Origin of the sequence: Conexibacter arvalis (genome assembly GCF_014199525.1) — a bacterium.
In the GTDB taxonomy this organism is placed as follows: domain Bacteria; phylum Actinomycetota; class Thermoleophilia; order Solirubrobacterales; family Solirubrobacteraceae; genus Conexibacter; species Conexibacter arvalis.
On record NZ_JACHNU010000004.1, the window covers coordinates 325,164 to 347,723 of the forward strand.

The 22,560-nt window shown below is 74.0% G+C and carries 20 protein-coding genes; 1 reads left to right on the forward strand and 19 read right to left on the reverse strand.

The genetic code is table 11. From position 1 onward, the window contains the following. Positions 1 to 18: 18 nt before the first annotated feature. The 18 genes from BDZ31_RS16075 to BDZ31_RS16160 form a co-directional block, all read right to left on the reverse strand. Complete coding sequence (locus BDZ31_RS16075; RefSeq protein ID WP_183343355.1) at positions 19 to 2,532, reverse strand: GH92 family glycosyl hydrolase; 2,514 nt, start codon at positions 2,530 to 2,532, stop codon at positions 19 to 21. Positions 2,533 to 2,725: 193 nt separating this feature from the next. Next, positions 2,726 to 4,543 (reverse strand): AMP-dependent synthetase/ligase, encoded by a 1,818-nt coding sequence (locus tag BDZ31_RS16080; protein WP_183343356.1) that lies wholly within the window; start codon positions 4,541 to 4,543, stop codon positions 2,726 to 2,728. A gap of 96 nt (positions 4,544 to 4,639) precedes the next feature. Beyond that, the gene (locus BDZ31_RS16085) at positions 4,640 to 5,731 is read right to left on the reverse strand and encodes a M50 family metallopeptidase (RefSeq protein WP_183343357.1); all 1,092 of its coding nucleotides are present in this window, start codon (positions 5,729 to 5,731) and stop codon (positions 4,640 to 4,642) included. Next, entirely contained in the window at positions 5,728 to 6,885 is a 1,158-nt protein-coding gene (gene dxr, locus BDZ31_RS16090; protein WP_183343358.1) for a 1-deoxy-D-xylulose-5-phosphate reductoisomerase, read from the reverse strand. Before dxr ends, BDZ31_RS16085 begins: the two co-directional genes overlap by 4 nt. A 69-nt stretch (positions 6,886 to 6,954) precedes the next feature. Continuing rightward, positions 6,955 to 7,938, reverse strand: a complete 984-nt coding sequence (locus BDZ31_RS16095) for a phosphatidate cytidylyltransferase (protein ID WP_183343359.1) — start codon at positions 7,936 to 7,938, stop codon at positions 6,955 to 6,957. Then, a complete protein-coding gene (gene uppS / locus BDZ31_RS16100; RefSeq protein WP_343075606.1) occupies positions 7,935 to 8,651 on the reverse strand; it encodes a polyprenyl diphosphate synthase in 717 nt (238 codons plus the stop codon). The genes BDZ31_RS16095 and uppS overlap by 4 nt, the downstream gene beginning before the upstream one ends. 7 nt (positions 8,652 to 8,658) lie before the next feature. Next, positions 8,659 to 9,216, reverse strand: a complete 558-nt coding sequence (gene frr, locus BDZ31_RS16105) for a ribosome recycling factor (protein ID WP_183343360.1) — start codon at positions 9,214 to 9,216, stop codon at positions 8,659 to 8,661. Continuing rightward, positions 9,213 to 9,956, reverse strand: a complete 744-nt coding sequence (pyrH, locus tag BDZ31_RS16110; RefSeq protein ID WP_183343361.1) for a UMP kinase — start codon at positions 9,954 to 9,956, stop codon at positions 9,213 to 9,215. The genes frr and pyrH overlap by 4 nt, the downstream gene beginning before the upstream one ends. Then, on the reverse strand, positions 9,946 to 10,542 hold the full coding sequence (gene tsf / locus BDZ31_RS16115) for a translation elongation factor Ts (protein ID WP_183343362.1): 597 nt from the start codon (positions 10,540 to 10,542) through the stop codon (positions 9,946 to 9,948). Before tsf ends, pyrH begins: the two co-directional genes overlap by 11 nt. Further along, positions 10,539 to 11,588, reverse strand: a complete 1,050-nt coding sequence (gene rpsB, locus BDZ31_RS16120; RefSeq protein ID WP_183343363.1) for a 30S ribosomal protein S2 — start codon at positions 11,586 to 11,588, stop codon at positions 10,539 to 10,541. Before rpsB ends, tsf begins: the two co-directional genes overlap by 4 nt. Positions 11,589 to 11,719: 131 nt before the next feature. Further along, a complete protein-coding gene (locus BDZ31_RS16125; RefSeq protein WP_183343364.1) occupies positions 11,720 to 12,649 on the reverse strand; it encodes an RluA family pseudouridine synthase in 930 nt (309 codons plus the stop codon). Further along, a complete protein-coding gene (gene lspA / locus BDZ31_RS16130; protein WP_183343365.1) occupies positions 12,630 to 13,115 on the reverse strand; it encodes a signal peptidase II in 486 nt (161 codons plus the stop codon). Before lspA ends, BDZ31_RS16125 begins: the two co-directional genes overlap by 20 nt. Beyond that, positions 13,115 to 13,429 (reverse strand): YggT family protein, encoded by a 315-nt coding sequence (locus BDZ31_RS16135; RefSeq protein ID WP_183343366.1) that lies wholly within the window; start codon positions 13,427 to 13,429, stop codon positions 13,115 to 13,117. Before BDZ31_RS16135 ends, lspA begins: the two co-directional genes overlap by 1 nt. Then, positions 13,426 to 14,184 (reverse strand): pyrroline-5-carboxylate reductase family protein, encoded by a 759-nt coding sequence (locus BDZ31_RS16140; RefSeq protein WP_183343367.1) that lies wholly within the window; start codon positions 14,182 to 14,184, stop codon positions 13,426 to 13,428. The genes BDZ31_RS16135 and BDZ31_RS16140 overlap by 4 nt, the downstream gene beginning before the upstream one ends. A 58-nt stretch (positions 14,185 to 14,242) precedes the next feature. After that, a complete protein-coding gene (locus tag BDZ31_RS16145; protein ID WP_183343368.1) occupies positions 14,243 to 14,845 on the reverse strand; it encodes a cell division protein SepF in 603 nt (200 codons plus the stop codon). A 98-nt stretch (positions 14,846 to 14,943) separates the two neighbouring features. After that, complete coding sequence (locus BDZ31_RS16150; protein WP_183343369.1) at positions 14,944 to 15,612, reverse strand: YggS family pyridoxal phosphate enzyme; 669 nt, start codon at positions 15,610 to 15,612, stop codon at positions 14,944 to 14,946. Further along, positions 15,600 to 16,370 (reverse strand): peptidoglycan editing factor PgeF, encoded by a 771-nt coding sequence (pgeF, locus tag BDZ31_RS16155; RefSeq protein WP_183343370.1) that lies wholly within the window; start codon positions 16,368 to 16,370, stop codon positions 15,600 to 15,602. The genes BDZ31_RS16150 and pgeF overlap by 13 nt, the downstream gene beginning before the upstream one ends. 103 nt (positions 16,371 to 16,473) lie before the next feature. After that, on the reverse strand, positions 16,474 to 17,847 hold the full coding sequence (locus BDZ31_RS16160) for a CCA tRNA nucleotidyltransferase (RefSeq protein WP_183343371.1): 1,374 nt from the start codon (positions 17,845 to 17,847) through the stop codon (positions 16,474 to 16,476). Between the two features lie 28 nt (positions 17,848 to 17,875). Here BDZ31_RS16160 and BDZ31_RS16165 point away from each other — a divergent pair, with 28 nt between their 5' ends. Then, entirely contained in the window at positions 17,876 to 19,429 is a 1,554-nt protein-coding gene (locus BDZ31_RS16165) for a PQQ-binding-like beta-propeller repeat protein (protein WP_183343372.1), read from the forward strand. A gap of 3 nt (positions 19,430 to 19,432) precedes the next feature. Here the strand turns inward: BDZ31_RS16165 and BDZ31_RS16170 are convergent, their stop codons facing one another. Then, positions 19,433 to 22,417, reverse strand: a complete 2,985-nt coding sequence (locus BDZ31_RS16170) for a GMC family oxidoreductase N-terminal domain-containing protein (protein WP_183343373.1) — start codon at positions 22,415 to 22,417, stop codon at positions 19,433 to 19,435. Positions 22,418 to 22,560 lie beyond the last annotated feature (143 nt).

Genomic DNA, 22,560 nt, shown 5'->3' on the forward strand with positions numbered 1-22,560 from the left:
GGCCCTCGGCCGAAGACCTCAGCCCGCCGCGCCCTGACCAGCCGCGGCGCCGGACGGCGCGGCGGACGCAGGCGCGCCGGCGCGCGCCGACGCGGCGGCGCCGGACGGCGCGGCGGGCGACCCCGGCCCGGTCAGCGAGGGCGGCGGCGGGGCGCCGGCGGCCCACCCCGTCGGCGTCGCGCTCAGGCGCAGCTCGAGCGTGCCGCCGGCGGCCAGCTCGGCATGGGTCAGCCACGCCCGCCCGAGCGGACGGCCGTCGAGCCGCGCGGAGGCGACGTAGCGGGTCGTGCCGGCCGGCGGAGCGCCGACGGCGACGATCCGCAGCGCGCGGCCGCCGGCGAGCGCGATCGTCGCGCGCTCGAACAGCGGCGCGGTCACGTAGTACCACGGCTGACCGGCGTTCGGGAACAGCCCGATCGCCGCCCACACGTACCAAGCCGACAGCGTGCCGGCGTCGTCGTTGCCGGGCAGCCCGTCGCGCGCGGGGCGGTAGTCGCGCCGCATGATCGCCTGGACCCGCTCGGCGACGCGGTCGGAGCGGCCGGCGTGGGCGTACAGCCACGGCGCCAGCAGGTCGGGCTCGTTGCGCTGCGAGTGGTGGCCGCCGTCGAAGAGGCGGTCGAGCCAGGCGGCGAACGGCGCGGGTCCGCCAAGCGCGTCGAGGAGTCCGCCGGCGTCGTGCGGGACGAAGGTCGACCACTGCAGCGCCGAGCCCTCGTAGAAGGGATGGCCGTCGCCCCACATCTCGACCGCCGGGTCGAACGGCGCGAGGAAGCCGCCGTCGGGCGTGCGCGGCCGGATCGCCTCCGTCTCCGGGTCCCACAGCTGCGCCCAGGCGCGCGAGCGCTGCTCCAGCGACGCCGCCAGCGCCGGCTGCCCGACGGCGCGGGCGATCTGGGCGACGGCGAAGTCGCCGTGGCCGAACTCGAGCGTCCGCGACGCCGAGCGGTCGCTCGCGGTCGTGAGGAAGCCGCGCGCGGCGTACTCACCGAGATCGCGGCCGTGGCGGAGCGGCCTGGGCGAGGAGACGGTCGCGCTCTTGATCGCCGCCGCCGCGGCGGCCCTGCGGTCGAAGCCGCCGAGCCCCTTCGCGAAGGCGTCGGCGATCACGACCTCGGCGCTGGAGCCGACCTGGGTGATCCCGTTGGTGCCGGCGACGCGGCCGTCGGGCGGCCAGCCGCCGCTCGCCCGCGCGATCGCCGTCAGCGCCGCGACCATCGCCCCCGCCCGCCGCGGCTGCAGCACCGTCAGCAGCGGATTGACGGTGCGGAAGGTGTCCCACAGCGCGTAGAAGTCCTCGTAATGCGGCGCGCCCTGCGGCCGGCCGGTCCAGACGTCCTCGCCGGTCAGGTCGTGCGGCATCGCGTGAGCGCGGTAGAGCGCGCTCGCGAAGGTGCGCCGCTGCGCCGCCGTGCCGCCGGAGACCGCGATCCGCCCGAGCACGTCGCGCCACGCGGCCGTCGCCCGCCCCGCCACGGCGTCGAACGGGATCGGCACCGCCTGGCCCTGCGCCCGCCGCGCCGCCGCCCGCGCGCCCCTCCCCCGCCGCGCCGGCGCGCGCCCGTCGAGCTCCGACAGGTTGCGCCGCGCCTGCGCGACCGAGCGGAACGACAGCGCGACGGCGGCGGTGACGGTCCGCTGGCGGCGCGCGTCGAAGCGCAGCCAGACGCCGGTCCGTTCGTCCGCGCCACCACGGACGTGGGATCTTGCCGCCGCAGCGTGGGCAAGCTCCGTATGAGGTGCGCCTTTTGGTCGCTCTCCGACCAGAACTCGCACCTCATCGGCTGCCGAGGCTGCGCGGGCGGCGGCAGCGGGCGCGGGCGGCGCGCGGAACGTGCCGGCAGCCGCCGCGCGCCGGTCGAGCCGCAGCGCGAAGAACAGCCGATAGCTGCCGACGCCCCAGCCGCCCGTCATCCGCACCCACCCTTCGGCGCCGGCGGGGCCGGTCAGCCGCACCTTGGAGGCGAGCGGACGGCCGCCGCCCGGCAGCTCGATCGCCGAGGTCGCGTCGAGCAGCAGGTGCGCCTGCCGGGTCGCCGGGAAGCGGTAGCGGTGGAGCGCGACGCGGCGGGTCGCGGTCAGCGCCACGTCGATCCCGGCGCGCGTCAGCCGCGCCGCGTAGCGCCCGGGCGCCGCCCGCTCCCGCGTGATCGGCGAGCCGAGGTCGCCCAGGCGCAACGGGCCGGCGAACGGCGTCAGACGGAAGTTGCCGTACTTGCCGGCGCCGCCGGTCCCCGAGACGTGGGTCTGCGAGAAGCCGACGACCGGGCGCCCGCTGCGATAGCCGGACGTGGTCGGGTCGAGCGTGTCGGGGCTCGGGTTGGCGAAGCCGAACGGGAGCTTCGGCCCCGGCACCGTGTTCCCCTCCGCGTCGACGCCGACGAACGGGTCGACGTCGCCGACCGGCACCGCCGCAGCCGGCGCCGCCGCCAGCAGCACCGCCGCCGCGGCGAGCGCCGCGACACGGGCGAGGACGCCGGCGACCGCGCCGCCACCGGCCACCGCCCCGGCGAGCGCGCCGCAACCGGCCACCGCGCCCGCGACCGGGCCGCCACCGGCCACCGCCCCCGCGAGCGCGACGGCGCGACGGCGCGGGCGCGGGCGAAGGCGACGGCGGCGGTCCATTCGGCGCGCCAGCTTACGCGACCTGCGGGCGCCCGCGGCCTCTGTCGCCGACCTGGCCGGCGGGGCGGCGCCGCGCCCGCGCGGCCGCGGAAAGGGGCCGCTACCCCGCGTACATCTCCTCGATCGCGTCGGCGTACTTGTCGCCGATCGGGCGGCGCTTCAGCTTCATCGTCGGCGTCAGCTCGTCGCCTCCGGGCAGCCAGTCGCCGCGCACGACCGTGAAGCGCTTGATCTGCTCGACCCGCGACAGCCTCGCGTTGGCGGCGTCGACCCCGGCCTGCACGGCGGCGAGCACCCGCTCGTCGGCGGCGAGCGCGGCGAGGTCGGCCTCCTCGGCGATCCCCTGTTGTCTCGCCCACGTCGGCGCGAAGTCCGAGTCGAGCACGATCAGCGCGGTGTTGAACGCCCGCCCGTCGCCGATCACGCAGGCCTGGCCGATCAGCGGCGAGGCGCTCTTCAGCGTCGCCTCGATGTTCGCCGGCGACATGTTCTTGCCGGCCGCGTTGATGATCAGCTCCTTCTTGCGGTCGACGATCCTGACGTAGCCGTCGCCGTCGATCTCGGCGACGTCGCCGGTGTGGAGCCAGCCGTCGGCGTCGATCGTCTCGGCCGTCTTCTCCGGCTGGCCGCGGTAGCCCTTCATCACGCAGCCGCCGCGCATCAGCAGCTCCCCGTCGTCGGCGAGCCTGACCTCGACGCCCGGCGCCGGCGGCCCGACGGTGCCGATCCGCACCGCGCCCGGGCGGTTGACGGTGCCGGCGCCGCAGGTCTCCGACATCCCCCACAGCTCGGCCAGCTCGATCCCGAGCGCGTGGAAGAACTCGATCACCTCCGGCGGCGTCGGCGCCGCGCCGACGTTGACGGTGACGACCTCGGAGAGCCCGAGCATCGCGCGCAGGTTCGAGAAGATCGCGTCGTCGGCGGCGGCGACCGCCTGCTCCAGCTCGGCCGGCACCTCGGCGCCCTGCTGACGCAGCCGCACCCGCTGCTTGGCGGCCTCGAGCGCGCCCTCGACTCTGCCGCGCAGCTCCTCCGGCTGGGCGGCGAGCATCGCCTCCAGCCCGGCCTTCAGCTTCTCCCACACCCGCGGGACGGCGAAGAACCAGTTCGGTCTCACCTGCGGCAGCGTCTGCACGATCGCTCTCGGGTCGGGCGAGGTCGTGATCGTGGCGGCGTAGACGACCGGGATGTAATGGTGGGCGGCGCGCTCGGCGATGTGCGCCGCCGGCAGCCACGAGATCACGCGCGCGCCGGGGTCGAGCTGGATGATCTCCTGCACGCAGCGGACGGCGGCGAGGATGTTGCGGTGGGCCAGCTCGACGCCCTTCGGCGGGCCGGTCGTGCCGGAGGTGTAGATCAGCGTCGCGACGTCGTCGGGCTCGACGGCGGCGAGGGCGGCGTCGAGGTCGAAGCCGGGGTCGCCGCCGGCGACGACCGCGTCGAGGCCGGCGACGCCGGCCGGCTCCGAGCCGTCGGCGTCGACGACGATCACGTGCTCGAGCAGCGGAAGCCGCTCCTTCGCCGCCAACAGCCGGTCGAGGAAGGCGCGCTCGGTGACGGCGACGCGCGCGGCGGCGTCGCCGACGACGTACTCGATCTGCTCCGGCGAGGAGGTGAGGTAGATCGAGAACGGCGTCGCGCCGAGCGTCACCGCCGCCAGGTCGGCGACGTGGAACTCGGGCCGGTTGGTCAGCATCAGCGCGACCGTGTCGCCCCTGCCCATCCCGAGCCCCGCGAGGCCGCGGGCGAGCGCGTCGACCCGCTCGCGCAGCTGCGACCAGGTCAGCGCGACGCCGTCGTCGAGCGTGCGGACCGCGAGCAGATCCGGGTGCGCGGCGGCGGTGCGCCGCAGCGCCTCGCCGAGGGTTGCGGCGTCGACCGCCTGCGGCGCGTCGGCCGCGACCGTGCTGCCTTCCATCTCGCCCTCCTCCGTTGTCGTTTCGAAGACGACGCCGGGGCCTCGTCCACGAGACGCTACCGGAGGGGCGCGGGACGGGTGAGGAGAACCGTCGGCTCAGCGCGGGATGTCGCCGAGCGTGCCGTCGCTGATGCGGCCGATGTCGTTGGTCAGGCCGATGAAGAACAGCATGATGACGAGCACGAAGCCGACGGCGCCGGCCTTCTCCATCACCGAGAACGGCACCGGCCGCCCGCCGCGCAGCTTCTCGACCAGCGCCCAGAAGATGTGGCCGCCGTCGAGCGGCAGGAACGGGAAGAGGTTGATGATCGCCAGCGACAGCGAGATCAGCGCCAGCACCTGGAGCGCGAGCGTCGTCGAGAACTCGAACGACTGCCGCAGTGTCTCGGAGGTCCCGACGACGCCGCTCAGCTGCTCGCGCTCTCTCGCCTCGAACAGCTTCGCGAAGGTCGAGACCGTCCGCTTCGTCACGTCCCACATGCCGGTGACGGAGAGGTCGGCGGCCTCGACCGGCCCGACCGACGCGCGGCCGTAGCCGTAGGAGAAGCCCAGGCGCGTGCGCTCGATCCCTCTCGCGCCGTCGTAGCGCGGCGTGATCTCGTAGGTGTGCAGCCTGCCGTCGCGTTCGACGACGACCGTCGCGGAGGTCGCCGCGTCGCAGCCGTCGACCTGTCTGCCGGCGCATCTGTGCGTCGCGACCTGTCTGGCGATCGCGTTCGGCCCGCCTCTGACGCCGTCGACGCTGACGATCCGGTCGTCGGGCTGGAGGTACTGGACGGCCGGGTGGCCGAGGTCCTGCGGCGAGACGACGTACTGGTCGGTCGTGCGGCCGTTGGCGAGCAGCAGCGCCCAGATGATCAGGAAGGCGATCACGATGTTGACCGCCGGCCCCGCGGCGATCACGACGATCCGCTTCCACACCGGCATTCGGTAGTAGGCGCGTCCGGCGACCTCCGGGGGTATCTCCTCGGTCGGGTTCATGCCGGTGATGCGGACGTAGCCGCCGAGCGGCAGCCAGCCGACCGCGTACTCGGTCTCGCCCTTCCTGACGCTCGCGAGCGGGCGCCCGAAGAAGAGCGAGAACTTCTCGACGCGCATGCCGACGGCCTTCGCCGCGGTGAAGTGGCCCAGCTCGTGCAGGACGATCAGGGCGCAGAAGCCGAGGAAGGCGAGCAGTATCGGGATCATGCCGCGGCGCGCTCCTCGATCAGCCGATGGGCGGCCTCGCGCGCGGCGCGGTCGGCGCGGTAGAGCGTCTCGAAGGCGTGGATCTGGCCGGTCTCGACGGAGTCGAGCGCGTGCTCGATCACCTCGGCGATCTCGAGGAAGCGCAGGCGCCCGTTGAGGAAGGCGTGGACCGCGACCTCGTTGGCGGCGTTGAGCACGCACGGCGCGGTGCCGCCGGCCTTGCCGACCTGACGCGCCAGCCGCAGGCAGGCGAAGGTCTCCTCGTCGGGCCGCTCGAAGGTGAGCGTGCCGACGTCGGCGAGGTCGAGCGCTCTCAACGGCACCTCGGCCCGCTCCGGGTAGTGGAGGCCGTAGGAGATCGGCACGCGCATGTCCGGGTAGCCAAGGTGGGCGAGCGTCGCGCCGTCGCACAGCTGCACCATGCTGTGGACGATCGACTGCGGGTGGACCACGACGTCGAGCCGCTCGTAGGGCGTGCCGAAGAGATGGTGGGCCTCGATCAGCTCGAGGCCCTTGTTCATCAGCGTCGCCGAGTCGATCGTGATCTTGCCGCCCATCGCCCAGGTCGGGTGGGCGAGCGCCTGCTCGACGGTCACCTCGCGCAGCTCGGCGGCGGCCTTGCCGCGGAACGGCCCGCCGGAGGCGGTCAGCACGACCTTGTCGACGGTGCCGACCTCCTCGCCGGCCAGCAGCTGATGGATCGCCGAGTGCTCGGAGTCGACCGGGATGATCTGCGCGCCGGTCGCCTCGGCGAGCTGCGTGACGAGCTCGCCGCCGACGACGAGCGACTCCTTGTTGGCGAGCGCGAGGTCGATCCCCTCGCCGAGCGCCGCGACGGTCGGCCCGAGCCCCGCCGAGCCGACGAGCGCGTTGAGGACGAGGTCGGCCTCCGACTCGACGACCAGCCGCACGAGCCCCTCCGCGCCGGTCAGCACCTCGCCGCCGGTCCAGTTCTCGGCGGCGCGGGCGCCGGCGTCGACGTCGGCGAGTCCGATCCGCTCGACGCCGAACTCGGCCGCCTGCTCGACGACCCGCTCCCACGAGGACTGGGCGGAGAGGCCGACGAGCTCGAGGTCTTCGGAGCGCGCGACGACGTCGAGCGCCTGCGTTCCGATCGACCCGGTCGAGCCAAGGATGAGCAGGCGACGAGGCATGCGGTGGATTGTAGGCAGCCGTTCTTCAGAGCGGCTAAGCGGGGCGGGTCGCGCCGGCGCTCGCCGCCGCTACGCCAGCGCGTACCAGATGTAGTAGCCGACGACGGCGGCGAAGAGGGCCGCGTCGATGCGGTCGAGCGCGCCTCCGTGGGCGCCGAAGGCGCGGCCGGTGTCCTTCGTGCCGACGTCGCGCTTGATGAACGACTCGAACAGGTCGCCGATCGGCGCGGCGATCGCGACGCCGACGCCGAGCAGCAGCGCCTCGGTCGTCGACAGCCAGTCCTGGTAGAGGCCGGCGAGCAGGACGGCGGCGACCGCGCAGACCATGCCGATCACGAGCCCCTCGACCGTCTTGTTCGGCGAGATCCTTGGCGCCAGCTTGCGCCGGCCGAACATGCGGCCGCCGAAGTAGGCGCCGGTGTCGCCGATGAAGGTGCCGACGAGCACGTCGATCACGATCGCGTTCCCGTGCGGCAGCTCGCGCAGCAGCATCGCGTGGGCGAGCGCGAAGCCGATCCAGTAGATCCCAAGGATCGTCGTCGCCATCGACAGCGTCGCGTGCTCGCGCTCGGGGCCGAGCGCGACGAGCACGAACAGCACCGGCACGATCGAGACGGCCGCGAGCAGGATGTGGAAGTGGGTCCCGTACAGCGCCGCCGCGAGCATCCCCGCGAGCGCGACGAAGCCGGCGACGGCGACCGGCTGGACCGGTCTCAGCATCGCGTACAGCTCGTGCATCGCCAGTATCCCGATGCCGAGCAGCGCCAGCGCCCAGATCGGGCCGCCGGCGGCGTTGACGACGATGACGGCGATCGCGGCGGGGATCGCGACCATCACGCGGCCGCCGAGGTCGGAGCCCGGCCCGCGCCGTCTGCGCCGTTCGCCGCCGCTCGCCCGACGGGCGCCGCCACGACCGCTCGCGGCTCCGCGCCCGCGTCCGCCGCGGCCGGCGGCGCGCCCGCGCCGGCCGCCCTCGGCCCGCCTGCGCGGTGGCGGCTCCTCGCCGGACGGCGGCGCCTGCTCGACGTCGAAGAAGCGGCCGTCGTCGCTCAAGCCGACCGCCCGCCGAACCGTCGCTGACGGGCGCCGAAGACGGCGAGCGAGTCCTCGAACGCCGCGCGGTCGAAGTCGGGCCACAGCTCGTCGCGGAAGACGAACTCCGAGTAGGCGGTCTGCCACAGCAGGTAGTTCGACAGCCGCTGCTCGCCGCTGGTGCGGATCACCAGGTCGGGATCCTCCAGCTCAGGGGCGTAGAGGTGCTGCCGGAACTCCTCCTCGGTCGTGCCGGTGAAGCTCCGCGCGGCGTCGACGATCTCGGCCCGCCCGCCGTAGTTGAAGGGGATGAAGAAGGTGATTCTGTCGTTGCCGGCGGTCAGCCGCTCGGCCCACTCCATCTGCTCGACGATGTCGGTCGGGATCGGCTCCGAGCGGCGGCCGATGAAGCGCATCCGCACGCCCTCCTCGTGCAGCTCCGGCGTCTCGGCCGCGATGTACTCGCGGAACAGCTCCATCAGCCCGAGCACCTCGCCCTCCGAGCGGCCCCAGTTCTCGGTCGAGAAGGCGTAGATCGCCAGCTGCTCGATGCCCAGCTCGACCGCGTCGCGCAGCCGCGCCTTGACGTTCTCGGCGCCGGCGCGGTGGCCCTCGGTGACGTCGAGCCCGCGCTGCTGCGCCCAGCGGCCGTTGCCGTCGGTGATGATCGCGACGCGCCGGACCCTGCGGCCCGGCCCGTCCTGGTCGTCGGCCACGCCGCGCTCGCCCGTCACGCCGCCCCTAGACCTCGAGGATCTCTTCTTCCTTGTTCTTCAGGAAGTTCTCGAGCTCGGCGACCTTCTCGTCGGTCAGCTTCTGCAGCTCGGCCTCGGCGCGGTGCTCGTCGTCGGCGCCGACCTCGCCTGCGTCGCGCAGCTCGCGCAGGTCGTGCATCGTGTCGCGGCGCGCGTTGCGGATGCTGATGCGGCCCTCCTCCGCGATCCCGCGCACGACCTTGACGAGCTGTCTGCGGCGCTCCTCGGTCAGCTCCGGGATCACCAGACGGATCAGGTTGCCGTCGTTGTTCGGCGTGAGGCCGACGTCGGACTCCATGATCGCCTTCTCGATCGCCTTGATCGAGCTCTTGTCGAACGGCTGGACCGACAGCAGGCGCGCCTCCGGGGCGGAGATCGTCGCAAGCTGCTTGAGCGGCGTCTGGGCGCCGTAGTACTCGACCATCACGCGGTCGAGCAGCGCCGGGGTGGCGCGGCCGGTGCGCACCGACCCGAACTCGTGACGGGTCGCCTCGACCGACTTCGACATGCGCTCGCGCGCGTCCTGCAGCAGCTCTTCGATCATGTCCTCACCAGGGTCCCGACTCGCTCACCGCAAACTATCCGATCGATGTTCCGCTCGTCGCCCATGTTGAAGACGACGATCGGGAGTCTGTTCTCCATGCAGAGCGTCAGGGCCGTCGAGTCCATCACGCGCAGGCGGCGCTCGATCGCCTCCATGTGCGTGATCTCGGGGATGAAGGTCGCGTCGGGGTCGACGGCCGGGTCGGCGCTGTAGACGCCCTCCACCCCGTTCTTCGCCATCAGGATCACCTCGGCGTGCATCTCGATCGCGCGCAGCGCCGCAGCCGTGTCCGTCGTGAAGAACGGATTGCCGGTACCGGCCGCGAAGATCACGATCCTTCCCTTCTCGAGGTGGCGCATCGCGCGGCGGCGGATGTACGGCTCCGCGACCTCGGAGATCGCTATCGCCGACTGCACCCGCGTCGCGACCTCCTGCTTCTCGAGCGCATCCTGGAGCGCGAGCGCGTTGAGCACCGTCGCGAGCATGCCCATGTAGTCGCCGGTCGCGCGGTCCATCCCGGAGGCCTGCGCGGCGAGGCCGCGGAAGATGTTGCCGCCGCCGACGACGACGCCGACCTCGACGCCGAGCCGGTGGACGCTCGCGAGCTGGCGGGCGATCGCGCGGATCCGCTCGGGATCGGTGCCGTACTCCTGCGAGCCCATCAGCGACTCGCCCGACACCTTCACGAGAACGCGCCGGTAGACCGGCGCGTCCTCGGCGGGGTGTGCGTCAGTCGCCAACGGCGAACCGCTGGAAGCGGCGGATGACGATGTTCTCACCGGTTCTCGAGGCAAGCGCGGCACGGATCTCCTCGATCGAACGGCCCTCGTACTTGTCGGCGTTGACGTGCGCCTGACGCAGCAGCACGACCTCCTTCAGCCACGAGTCGATCTTGCCCTGGACGATTCTCGGGCGGATGTTCTCCGGCTTGTCGGCGAACTGCTCCTCGGCGATGCGCCGCTCCTTCTCGACCTCCTCGGCCGGGACGCCCTCGTCGTCGACGGAGAGCGGAGCGGCGGCCGCGATGTGCAGCGCCAGGTCCTTCGCGAACGCGACGAAGTCGTCGTTGCGGGCGACGAAGTCGGTCTCGCAGTCGACCTCCACGAGCACGCCGATCTTCCCGTTGGCGTGGATGTAGGACTGGACGGTGCCCTCGCTGGTGCCGCGCTCGCCGCGCTTCTCGGCCTTCGCGATGCCCTTGATGCGGAGCGCCTCGACCGCGGCCTCGACGTCGCCGTCGGCCTCCACGAGCGCCTTCTTGCAGTCCATCATCCCGGCGCCGGTGCGTTCACGCAGCGCCTTCACGTCCTGGGCGGAAATGCTCATGCGGTGGGCTCCCCCTCGGAGCCGGAGTCGGTGGTCGTTCTGTTGTCGGCGGGCTTGTCGGCGGCCGGCGTCTCGGCCGGCGCGGCCGGCGCCTCGGGGGCGGGCGCGGCGGGCTGCGCGGCCTGCGCCTCGCGCGCGGCCTGCGCGGCGGCGGCCTCGGCCTGCTGGGCGGCCTGCGCCTGCTGCGCGGCGGCGGCAGCCTCGGCCTCGCGCTTGGCGGCGGCCTCGGCCTCGCGCTTGGCGGCCTCCTCGGCCTCGCGCTTGGCCTTCTCCTCGGCCTCGCGCTTGGCGCGCTCCTCGGCGTCGCGGCGGGCCTTCTCCTCGGCCTCCTTGCGCGCCTTCTCCTCCTCGGCGCGGAAGACCGAGCGGCCCTCGCCGACGACCGAGCCGAGCGCTCTGGTGACGACGAGGCACGACTTGATCGCGTCGTCGTTGCCGGGGATCACGTAGTCGACGTCGTCGGGATCGCAGTTGGTGTCGACGAGGCCGATGATCGGGATGCGCAGGCGCTTGGCCTCTCTGACCGCGATCGCCTCGGTCTTGAGGTCGACGACGAACATCGCGTCCGGGATGCGGCTCATGTGCTTGACGCCGCCGAGGTTCGCCTGAAGTCTCTCGAGGTCCGCTCTGGCCGCCAGCCGCTCGCGCGTCGGGAGCAGGTCGAGCTGGCCCTCTCTGTCGTAGCGCTCGAGGTCGTGGAGGCGCCGGATGCGGTTGGTTATCGTGCCGAAGTTCGTCAGCAGGCCGCCGAGCCAGCGGTGGTTGACGTACGGCATGCCGGCCGCCTCGGCGACCTCCTTGATGCCGTCGCGCGCCTGCTTCTTGGTGCCGACGAAGAGGACGGTGCCGCCGCGGCGGGCGACGCCCTCGGCGAACTCCTGCGCCTCGCGCAGCAGCTCCTGCGTCTTCAGCAGGTCGATGATGTAGATGCCGGCGCGCTCGCCGTGGATGAAGCGGCGCATCTTCGGGTTCCAACGGCGGGTCTGATGCCCGAAGTGGACGCCGTTCTCGAGCAGGTCCTTGAGGTCAACCTGACCATTCGTCACGGTCGTGACTCCCTTGAAAGTGGTTCTGTGCGGATCCCGGTCGCGGGCGCGAGAACCCGGTGCTCGATGCACCGGGCAGGGTCGCGCGCCCGTGCGCGTCCGGGGTAGTGGACTACGGACGGCCGAATAGTCTACGCGACTTCGCCGTCGCGGCCACTCCCGGCCTGCGCCTCCAGCCGCGCCAGCACCGCGGCGAGATCGGCCGGCAGCTCGGAGCGGACGTCGACCGGCGCCCCGGTCAGCGGATGCGCGAAGGCGAGGCGCGCGGCGTGGAGGAACTGCCGCTCCAGCCCGAGGCGGCCGCCGGTGCCGTACTCGGGGTCGCCTGCGACGGGGTGACCGATCGCGAGCAGGTGGACGCGGATCTGATGGGTGCGGCCGGTCTCGAGCACGACGCGCAGCAGCGCGGCGCCGGGCAGCGCCCGCTCGAGCGTGAAGTGGGTGCGCGCCTCGCGCGGGTCGTCGGTCTCGGTCGACATCCGCGTGCGGACACGGCGGTCGCGCCCGATCGGCGCGTCGATCGTGCCGCTGCGCGCCGGCGGCGTCCCCTCGACCAGCGCGAGGTACTCGCGCCGCACCTCGCGCGCCTCGATCATCCGCTTCAGCTCGCGGTGGGCCGCCTCCGACTTGGCGACGATCAGCAGCCCGGAGGTGTCGCGGTCGAGGCGGTGGACGATCCCGGCGCGCGCCGGGTCCTCGCCGCCCGCGGCGCGGCCGGCGAGCGCCTGCGAGAGCGTGCCGCTGCGATGGCCGGGCGCCGGGTGGACGACGACCCCGGCCGGCTTGTCGACGACGAGCAGGTGCTCGTCCTCGAAGACGACCTCGAACGGCGCGTCGCCGGCCTCCTCGACCGCGCGCTCCGGCTCGGGCTCGACCGCGACCGTCTCGCCGGCGCCGACCTTGTGGCGTTTCGGCAGCGCCTTGCCGTCGACGGTCACGAGGCCGGCGTCGATCAGCCGCTGCGCCTTCGAGCGCGAGCCGATCTCGCCGAGCCTGGCGAGGAACTGGTCGAGCCGCTCCCCCGCCTCGCCGGGGCCGACCTCAACCCTGAGCGCGGGCATTGAGCTCCAGCACGATCACGAGCGCGATCACGCCGAACGTGACCGCCATGTCGGCGACGTTGAACGAGGGGAAGCTCGGCAGCTGGATGAAGTCGGTGACGTAGCCCTGGTGGACGCGGTCGATCAGGTTGCCGAGCGCGCCGCCGAGCAGCAGGCCGGTCGGCAGCCACATCAGCGGTCTGCCGGCGTTGCGGGCGAAGAAGACGACCAGCGCCGTTATCGCGGCCAGCACGATCACGAGCACGATCGTCCCGCCGCCGCCGAGGAAGCCGAAGGCGACGCCGTCGTTGTGGACGTGGCCGATCGACAGGAACGGCAGCACCTCGTTTCTCTCGCCGACGGCGACGTCGCCGCGCACGATCGCCTTCGTGACCTGGTCGAGCAGGAGCACGACCGCCATCACGACCGCGACCTTCAGCCAGCTGCCGCGGGCCGTGCCGGCTGTGCTCGCGGCGGCCGCGCTCATCAGCCCGCGATCAGGCCGACGACGATCTGCCAGACGATGATCAGGACGAAGGTCGCGACCATCGGGCTGAGGTCGAACGGCCCCAGGTTCGGCAGGAATCTGCGGAAGAGGTTGAGGTAGGGCTCGACGACCTGGCGCAGGAAGTCGAAGATCGCGCTCGTCCAGCGCGAGTACGACGGGCGCACCCCGACCGCGAAGAGGATGCTGAGCACGACGTAGGCGAAGATGCAGATCAGGTAGACGGTGAAGACCGCGCCGACGTAGTCGGCGACGTCCTCGCGCACCGTCGCGAGGACCAGCGTCGCCGCGCTCACCGTCTGCCCCCGAAGACGACGGCGTCGGCGGCCGCCTGGAACGCGGTCCGCAGGCCGTGGGCGTCGAGCGCCGCCAGCCCACGCGCGGTCGAGCCGCCGGGCGAGGTGACCGCGCGGCGGACGGCGAGCGTGTCGCCGTCGCGCTCGGCGAGCAGGTCGAGCGTGCCGGCCATCGTCTCGGTCACCAGCTCGTCGGCGACGTGCGCCGGGATGCCGAGCCGGACGATCGCGTCGACCTGGGCCTCGACCAGCAGCGCGACGTAGGCGGGGCCGACGCCCATCGCGGCGGTGGCGGCGTCGATCTGTCCGTCTCTCAGCTTGACGACGGTCGCGATCCGCTCCAGCAGCACGAGCACCTCGGCCGCCAACTCGGGGTCGACCCCCTTGGGCTCGACCATGCAGATCACGCCGCGGCCGACCTCGACGGCGACGTTCGGCATCAGGCGGAAGACCGGCTGGCCGGGGTAGGCGGCCTGCAGCGCCGACAGCGGCGTCGCGCCGAGGATCGAGACGATCGGCGTCGTCCCGTCGGCGACCTCGCCCGCGACCTCGTCGAGCTGGTCGGGCTTGTGGCAGAGGAAGACGACGTCCGCGCGCCGCGCCAGCTCGGCGTTGGAGGCGACGGCCTCGCCGCCGACCTCGGCCGCCAGCGCCTCGGCGCGGGCGAAGTCCACGTCGGTGCACAGGATCGGGTCGCCCCAGCCGCGCGCGAGCGCGCTGGCCATGTTGCCCGATCCGATCAGTCCTACCTGCATATGCGCGGAAGCGTAGCGGGCCGGCCGCTCGCGCCGCGCGCGGGCGCAGGAGGCCGCGTCAGCTCTGGTTGAAGAAGCCCTTCTCGATCAGCCGCGCGCGCTCCTCGGCGGAGACCTCGACGTTGCGCGGCGTGAGCAGGAAGACCTTGTCGGCGATCCGCTGCATGCCGCCGTCGAGCGCGTAGGTGAGGCCCGAGGAGAAGTCGATCAGCCGCTTGGAGAGGTCGGTGTCCGAGCCCTGCAGGTTGAGGATCACGGGGATCGAGTCCTTGAACTTGTCCGCCACGTCCTGAGCGTCGTTGAACGACTTGGGTACGACCAGATGCACGCGGACCTCCCCGCTGCGACCGTTGCGGACACCGGCTCCGCCGCCGCTGCCGCCGACCGGCCGCAGGACGCTCGTGCGCCGGGAGACGGGATCGTCGTCGGCGAAGATGTCGTCGATCTCGTCGCGACGGCGGCGGCTGCTGGAGAGCCGGCGCACGTTCGGACGCTCCCGGTACTGGTCCTCGAGATCGACCTCGGGCTCGGCGTACTGCGGCTCGCGCTCGCGCTGCGGGCGGCGCTCACGCTGCTCGTACTCGGGCTCGTCTTCGTAGTCGTGCTCGACAGCAAGCCCGAAATAGACGAGCGCGCGGTGCCAGGTGTCGCGAAATGCCATGACGGTGAGGGGTTCGCGCAGGGCATGTGAATCCCTGCAACCCGACTCATTATGCGCCTCTGCGGCCGAGCGCGCGGTTCGGCGGCCCTTCGGGAGCGCTATTCGTACAACGTCGAGCCGAGGCGGACGATCGTGGCGCCCTCCTCGACGGCGACCTCGTAGTCCTGCGAGGTGCCCATCGACAGCCGTCTGAGGCCGTGCGCCTCGGCCAGCTCGCGCAGCGCGGCGAAGTGGCGACGGTTGTCCTCCGGACGCGCGGCCAGCGGCGGCATCGTCATCAGGCCCGAGACGGTCACCGGGCAGCGCTCGACGAAGGCCGCCAGCTCGCTCGGCGCGATGCCGCTCTTGGAGGCCTCGCCGGAGACGTTGACCTCGACCAGCACCTCCAGGTCGGGCCGCCCGCCGGCGTGCTTGCCGAGCTGTTCCAGCGCCGAGTCGCTGGAGAGCGAGTGGATCAGCCGCACCCACGGGAGGATCTGCTTGACCTTGCGGCTCTGGAGGTGGCCGATGAAGTCCCAGGTGAAGCGCCCCTCGTAGGCGGCCGCCTTCGCCTCCAGGTCCTGGGCGCGGTTCTCGCCCAGCAGCGTCAGACCGGCCTCGGCGAGCACGCCGACCGACTCCAGCGGCACGTACTTCACCGCCGCCAGCAGCTCCACGTCGCCGGGGTCGCGGCCGGCGATCGCCGCCGCCTCGTCGATCCGCAGCCGCGCGGCGGCGACGTTCGCCCGCACGCGCTCGAGGTCGAGGTCGTAGATCAGGCGCGCCATGCCACTCCTGCCTGTCGTCCGGTCACGCCGCCGTCGCGCCGGTGGGAAAAGAACAGCTCGGGGTCCGAGCAGATCGTGCAGAGGCCGGCGTCGTGGACCTCGTGGACGCCCGCGTCGCGCAGCTCGCGCGCGGCGATCGCCTTCAGGTCGACGTTGCGGCCGTCGAAGGCGCTCGCCGCGTGGCGCGCGAACGCCGCCCGCACCTCGTCGCCGACCTCGTAGCAGCAGACGCCGGCGCCCGGGCCGATCGCGGCGGCGATCTGGCCGTCGGCGCCCAGCTCGCGCAGCGCGGTGACTCCCTCGGCGAGGATGCCGCCGGCGAGGCCGCGCCAGCCGGCGTGGACCATCGCGACCGCGCCGCAGGCGATCAGCGCGACCGGGAGGCAGTCGGCGGTCAGCACCAGCGGCGCGACGTCGGTCAGCGCCGTCGCCTGGCCGTCGGCCTGCTCAAGGTCCGCGTCGGGATCCGGCGCGACGGTGACGCGCCTGACGGTCGTCTCGTGGACCTGGAAGCCCTGGGCGACCGCCGCGCGCGGCAGGCAGATCGCCTCGGCCAGCCGGTCGCGGTTGGCGTCGACGGCGGCCGGGTCGTCGTCGGTCCAGCGGCCGAGGTTGAGGCTCGCGTACGGACCGGTCGAGACCCCGCCGCGGCGGGTCGTGAAGAGCGCGGCGCCGCCGGGCAGCTCGATGCCGACATGGTCGCCGTGCCAGGCGAACGGAGCGGGCAGCGCGGGCGTCCGGGAGGCGGGCAGGTCCATCGGCCGGGATGGTAGCCCGCCGACGCGCGCCACGATCTGCGTCGATCTGCCTACCGCTGCGGTGGGCAGATTGACGCAGATCGCGAACGCCGGCCCGGGGCGCTCACGCCGGGCGAGCGGCGGCGGCTGCCAGCGCCGCCGACAGCTCGGCCTCGCGGTCTGGGGCGTCGCCGTCGAGCTTGGCCGCCAGCGCGGCGGCGAGCCCGCGCCCGATCGCCTCGCCCTGCGGCACGCCGGCGGCGCGCAGGTCGTCGCCGCCGATCTCCAGCCGCACATGCCGATCGCGCTCCAGCCAGCGGCGGACGACCGCCTCGGCCGCTGCGGCGCGTCCGCGCGGCCCCACACCGCCGGCCCTCTCGCCCGCTTCACCTGCCCCGACGCCGCCGGCCCCCGCGCCCGCTCCGCCGGTCCCCGCGGAGCCGGCCCTCGCGCCGCCGGCTCCGCCGGCCCGCTCCCCACCCGCCAGCGCCCCCGCCAGCGCCGCCAGCTCCGGCGAGCGGCCGCGCAGTAGGGCGGCGACGGCCGACGGCCGCGGCGCGCCGCCGGCGACCAGCGCCGCCAGCCGGTCGCCGAGCCGCTTCGCGCCGCCTGCCGCCTCGGCGACCGTGTCGCGTTCGCGGGCGGTGAAGCCAAGCGCGTCGAGCCAGCCGACGAGCGCGGCCGGCGCCACGCGCAGGCAGGCGGCGGCGAGCAGCAGCAGGTCGTCGCGCCCGTCGGCCGGCAGCAGCGCCCGCGCCCGCTCCGCCGGCGCGGCGTCGAAGCGCAGGCCCGGCACGAGCGCGTCCCCTCCGCCCCAGCCGGCGACCTCCGCGAGCGCGTCGGCGGCGCTCGGCTCGCGCAGCAGCAGCCGCAGCTCGGCGCCGATCCGCGTGCCGGTGACCGTCCCGAGCGCGCCGGCGTCGATCGCCTCCCGCGCCAGCGCCGCCGTCGCCGGCTCGACCGCGAACCCCAGCCGCGTCGCGTAGCGCACCAGCCGCAGCAGCCGCGTCGGGTCGTCGCGGAAGCTGGCGTCGTGCAGCACGCGCAGCCGCCGCGCCTCCAGGTCCTCCAGCGCATGCGGCGCGGCCGCGATCCGCCCGTCGAGCGCCAGCGCGATCGCGTTGACGGTGAAGTCGCGCCGCGCCAGATCCTCCTCCAGCGTCCCCGGGCGGACCTCCGGCAGCGCGCCGGGACGGGGATAGGACTCGGCGCGCGCCCGCACGACGTCGTAGGAATGCCCGCCGGCGCGCACCGTCGCGGTCCCGAAGCGATCGTGGACCTGCAGCTCGCCTCCGAGCGCGCCGGCGAGCCTCGCGGCGACCGCCGGCGCGTCGCCGACGACGACGAGGTCGAGGTCGAGCGGCGCCCCGCCGAGCAGCAGGTCGCGCACCGCGCCGCCGACGATCCACGCCTCCGGGAGGCCGTCCAGCAGCGGCAGCAGCGGGGCCGCCGCGGACAGCTCGCGCAGCCGTCCGACGAGGTCATGGGCGGTCGTCATCGCAGGGCTGTACTACCATGCGCGGCCGATGCCGAGCCCGAAACCACGCCGTCGGCGCGGTCTGCTCGTCGCTCTCACGGTGGTCGTCGTGCTGCTGCTGGCCGGCGGAGCCGCCGCGTTCGTGCTGCTGCGCGAGCCAGGCGACGTCTCCAACCCCGACGTCGCCTTCACGGCGACCGAGACGACCGAGGCCGAGCAGCCTCCGCCGCCGCCGAAACCGACGAGACGGAGACTGGCCGTCGACACCTTCTCGTGGCCGACCTACGGCCTGAACGACGCCCGCACGCGCGACTGGAGCAGCGCTCCCGATTACCTGAGACCGCGCTTCAGACGCGGCTGGACCTACCGCGGCACGGCGCTGCTGGAGTTCCCGCCGGTGATCAGAGGGGCGACGCTGTTCCTGCTCGACGACGACGGCTGGCTGCGGGCGATCAACAAGGTCACCGGCGGCATCAGATGGCGCGTCCACTTCGGCAGGCTCGCCGCCGCCTCCCCCGCGATCGGCGACGGCCACGTCTACGTCGTCGCGCTCGAGTCGCGCACCGGCTCGGGCGGCCGCGTCGGCGCGTTCCGCGAGGTCGACGGCAGAGGCGTGTGGACGCGCGAGCTGCCGAGCCGCGCCGAGTCCTCGCCGCTGCTGCTCGGCAGATCTCTCTTCTTCGGCACCGAGGACGGCACGCTCTACGCGCTCGACGCGAAGACCGGCCACACGAGATGGACGTACAAGGCCTCGGGCGCGATCAAGGGCTCGCCGGCGTACGCCAACGGAACGCTCTACTTCGGCGACTACGGCGGTCGCGTCCACGCGGTCCGCGCCCGCGACGGGCGGCAGGTCTGGTCGGTCGGAACGAGCGGGACCCGCTTCGGCTTCGGCTCGGGCAGATTCTATTCGACCCCCGCCGTCGCCTTCGGGCGCGTCTACCTCGGCAACACCGACAGCCGCGTGTACTCGTTCTCGGCGAAGGACGGGAAGCTGGCGTGGGCGACCGGCACCGGCGGGTACGTCTACGCCGCGCCGTCGGTCTCGAACGTCCGCGGGCTGGGACCGACGGTCTACGCCGGCTCCTACGACGGCAACTTCTACGCCTTCGACGCGCGCTCGGGCGCCAAGCGCTGGGCGACCGGCGTCGGCAACCGCATCTCCGGCTCCTCGACGATCATCGGCGACGTCGTCTACTTCTCCAACCTCGGCTCCAACGACACGCACGGGCTCGACGTGCGCACCGGCAGAAGAGTGTTCTTCTTCCCGGAGGGCTCGTTCACGCCGGTCGTCGCCGACCGCCGCGCGATCTACCTCGTCGGCTACGCGAACATGTTCGAGATGCTGCCGACGCGCACGCCGCCGGCGTGGAGACGGGCGCAGCGCGCGGCCAAGCGGGCCGCGCGGCTCGAGTACGAGAGCGCGCAGGCGTTCGCCAGACGCGCGAGGGCCCGCAAGGCCGCGGCGCGCAGAGCGGCCCGCAGAGCCGAGCAGCGCAGAGCGGCGCAACGCAGAGCCGCCGCGAGAAGAGCGGCGAGACGGAGCGCCGAGCGCAGAGCGGCCGCGAGAAGAGCGGCGAGAAGAAGCGGCGACCAGCGCTGACGCTCAGCCGCCGCCCGCGGCGATCAGCGGCGCCGCGTAGTGCGCCAGCGCCATCACCGTCAGCTGCGGGTTGACGGTGATCGTCGCCGGGAAGACGCTCGCGTCGCAGACGTGCAGGTTCGCGAAGCCGTGGACGGCGAACCGCTCGTCGACGACGCCGCGGCGCGGGTCGGCCGCGATCGCGTTGCCGCCCTGCGGATGGCCGGTGCCGAGCGTGACGTAGTCGGGATCGTCGACCAGCCGCGGGATCCGGCTCAGCTCGGCCGGCGAGCGCAGCTCGTCGTAGCCCCACGTGTTGAGCATCACCCGCTTGGCGCCGGCCGCGAACAGCAGCCGGCCGAGCTGCTGGAGACCGCGGCCGAGCCGGCGCAGGTCCTCCGGCAACGGCCGGTAGTCGACGTCGGCGCCGCCGGTCAGCGCCCGTCTGACGCGCGCGTTGCCGGCGGTCCCGGAGATCACCCCGACCGCCATCAGCCGGTCGTAGCAGCGCATGTTCTCGAAGTGGCGCTCGAACCAACCGGGCATGGCGAGCGCCTGCGCGACCGGCGGGTTGGACCAGGTCTCGAAGACGTAGCCCGACTCGCGGCGCGGAAGGCCGTGGTGGGAGATCTGGAGGCCGTCGTAGGCGTTGACCGCATCCGGCAGCTCGGCGGTCAGCGGCGCGCCGATGTTGAAGCCGAGCCCACGCCCGACCGGCAGCCGCGGTCCCGGCCCGAAGCGGCCGCCGATCCCGCTGCGCAGCAGCAGATGGCTCGACGCGATCGCGCCGGCCGCGATGACGACGTCCTCGCAGACGATCCCGATCGCGCGGCCGCCGAGGCGCGCGCGCAGTCCCACCGCGCGCGCCGGCCCGCCGTGGCGGCCGCGGCGCGTGACGATCCGCTCGACGTCGCACTCGGCGACGATCCGCACCCGTCCCGGAAAGTCGGCCTGGGCGCGCGGGAGGGTGCGGTCGAGCATCGACAGCTTGCGGCCGTAGGCGCAGCCGATGTTGCAATATCCGCAGCCGACGCAGTCGGCGACGTTCGCGCGCACGACGCCGACCTCGAGGCGGTCCGGCGCCAGGCCGGATGCCTCGGCGCCTGCGAGGAAGCGCTCGCCGGAGCGGTTGAGCACCGCGTCGTCCTGCGTGTGCACGCCGAGGAAGCGCTCGACGTCGGCGTAGCTGTCGGCGAGCCGCCCGAGGTCGATCCGCGCGTCGTGGCGCGCCGGGTCGTTCCAGCGCGCGAGCGCGGCGTCGGGGGCGCGGGAACAGACCGCGTTGTTGACGGTCGTCGAGCCGCCGACGCAGCCGCCCTGCTGGATCGTGAAGCGGAAGTCGCGGCTCTGCTGCATGATCCCGTCGCCGTACAGGCGCCCGATCATCGCCACCTCGTCCTCGCTGAACTCGTGCGGCTGGACGTACGGGCCGCGCTCGAGGAGCAGCACGTCGCGGCCGGCTCTCGCCAGCTCGTAGGCGACGATCGCGCCGCCGGCGCCGCTGCCGACGACGCAGACGTCGGCGCGCAGCAGGTCGCCCTCGACCGCGTCGGGCAGCTCGACCTCCAGTCTCAGCGGCGCCGCGCGCTCGGTCGGGCGGCCGCGCCGCGAGAAGGGCACGTAGCCGATCGATCTCCACGAGCGCGGGTCGTTGTAGTAGCCGGCGAACGACAGCTGCTGGCCGACGCGGATCGTCACCTGCGTCGGGTTCTTGGCGAACCGCGGCCACGGCGGCGGATGCAGGAACCGCCGCTCCAGGAAGGCGCGCCGCGCCGCCGGCTCGATCTGCGACAGCGGCGGCCACGCCGCCAGCAGCGGCCGCAGCTCGAGCGCGGTCAGCACGGTTCGGTGGCCCCATGCGCGCTTGGCCCTGATCGCGCCAAGGTACCCCTCGACGTTGGCGGCGACGTCGCGCGGCGGGACCCGCTCCTCGTGCCGACCGTCGATGAGCGTGTCGGCGAGCGCGAGCAGCGCCCGCTGCTGCAGCGGCGCGAGGTGGACGATCCGCTCGCGCGCCCGCCACGCCGTGCCCACGGCGCGCAGCAGCGCCGCCGCGAGCGCGCCCGCGACGGCGATCAGGACGACGAGTGCGAGCCAGACGCCCGGCTCCCAGCCGAACAGCGGGAACGGCCGGTCGAGGTCGGTGAACGGCAGGAAGGCGAGCGCCGCGACCGCCGGCACGAGGAGCCCGACGGCGAGCGGCCCGGTCAGCGGCAGGTTGGCGCGCACGTCGCGCGCGACGAGCGCCGCGAGCAGTCCGACGCCGACCGCCAGCACGGCGGTGCCGACGACGAACGGCAGCTGCGCGAAGGCGTCGCGCGTGCCGTGCAGCAGGAAGCCGGCGACGCAGCTCGCGGCCGCGAGCGCTGCGACGCCGGCGAGCGCTCGGCACAGCCGCCCCACCCGCCGCTCGGCCGCGGTCGGCGGCCCAGGCGGCGCCAGCGGGTCCGGCGCCGCGGCGAGCGCCGACGCCGCGGCGATCAGCGCGCGGCCGCCGCTCGCGCCCCGGCCCGTCTCGCCGTCGTCCCGCGCCGGACCGCCCGCCGCGCCGCCGCGCGCCCCGCCCGCCGCGGGCCCCGCCCGCCACGCCGGTGCGATCAGCAGGCCGAGCGCGAGCGCGATCGCGCCGTCGAGCGCGACGAGCGCCCACAGCACGGTCGCGACGGTCGTGTCGAGCGGGCCGAGGTCGGCGGCGCCGCCGGTCGCGGCGGCGGCGAGCGCCAGCAGCGCGAGCGCGACCGAGGCGGCGTGGGCGACGAGCACGACGAGCGCGAGCGCCAGCCGCCGGCGCAGGTCGCCGGCCGCGTAGAGCGCGGTCGCTCCGAGCAGCGCCGCCTTCCCGGCCGCGCCGGCGACGAACGGCTGCGCGGCGAAGAAGCCGCGCGCCGGACCGACGAGCGCTCCGAGCACGCACAGCGGCGCGCCGATCAACAGCAGCGCGCCGAGCACGCGCAGGCCCGCGCGCAGCTGTCGCGCGGCCGGCGGCGTCGCGTCGCTCCGATTCCCCACCGCCACGGCCCCCTCGCCTGGTCGCTCGCCGGGCAACCGACGCGCCCTGCTCCGGTGCGTCGGCGTCCGGCGACCGTACTCCCCGCTCGACGGACGGTCAAGCGCTGCTCCGCGCCGCCTCGCCGCGTGGCGCGGCGGCGCGC

Excerpts from the sequence above, each read along its gene's own strand:
- dxr (WP_183343358.1), bottom strand. The coding sequence starts at position 6,885 with ATGCCTCGTCGCCTGCTCATCCTTGGCTCGACCGGGTCGATCGGAACG.
- BDZ31_RS16085 (WP_183343357.1), bottom strand. The coding sequence starts at position 5,731 with ATGATCCCGATACTGCTCGCCTTCCTCGGCTTCTGCGCCCTGATCGTC.
- tsf (WP_183343362.1), bottom strand. The coding sequence starts at position 10,542 with ATGAGCATTTCCGCCCAGGACGTGAAGGCGCTGCGTGAACGCACCGGC.
- lspA (WP_183343365.1), bottom strand. The coding sequence starts at position 13,115 with ATGAGCGCGGCCGCCGCGAGCACAGCCGGCACGGCCCGCGGCAGCTGG.
- BDZ31_RS16145 (WP_183343368.1), bottom strand. The coding sequence starts at position 14,845 with ATGGCATTTCGCGACACCTGGCACCGCGCGCTCGTCTATTTCGGGCTT.
- BDZ31_RS16080 (WP_183343356.1), bottom strand. The coding sequence starts at position 4,543 with ATGGAAGGCAGCACGGTCGCGGCCGACGCGCCGCAGGCGGTCGACGCC.
- BDZ31_RS16150 (WP_183343369.1), bottom strand. The coding sequence starts at position 15,612 with ATGGCGCGCCTGATCTACGACCTCGACCTCGAGCGCGTGCGGGCGAAC.
- BDZ31_RS16140 (WP_183343367.1), bottom strand. The coding sequence starts at position 14,184 with ATGCAGGTAGGACTGATCGGATCGGGCAACATGGCCAGCGCGCTCGCG.
- BDZ31_RS16165 (WP_183343372.1), top strand. The coding sequence starts at position 17,876 with ATGCCGAGCCCGAAACCACGCCGTCGGCGCGGTCTGCTCGTCGCTCTC.
- pgeF (WP_183343370.1), bottom strand. The coding sequence starts at position 16,370 with ATGGACCTGCCCGCCTCCCGGACGCCCGCGCTGCCCGCTCCGTTCGCC.
- BDZ31_RS16160 (WP_183343371.1), bottom strand. The coding sequence starts at position 17,847 with ATGACGACCGCCCATGACCTCGTCGGACGGCTGCGCGAGCTGTCCGCG.
- frr (WP_183343360.1), bottom strand. The coding sequence starts at position 9,216 with ATGATCGAAGAGCTGCTGCAGGACGCGCGCGAGCGCATGTCGAAGTCG.
- BDZ31_RS16125 (WP_183343364.1), bottom strand. The coding sequence starts at position 12,649 with ATGCCCGCGCTCAGGGTTGAGGTCGGCCCCGGCGAGGCGGGGGAGCGG.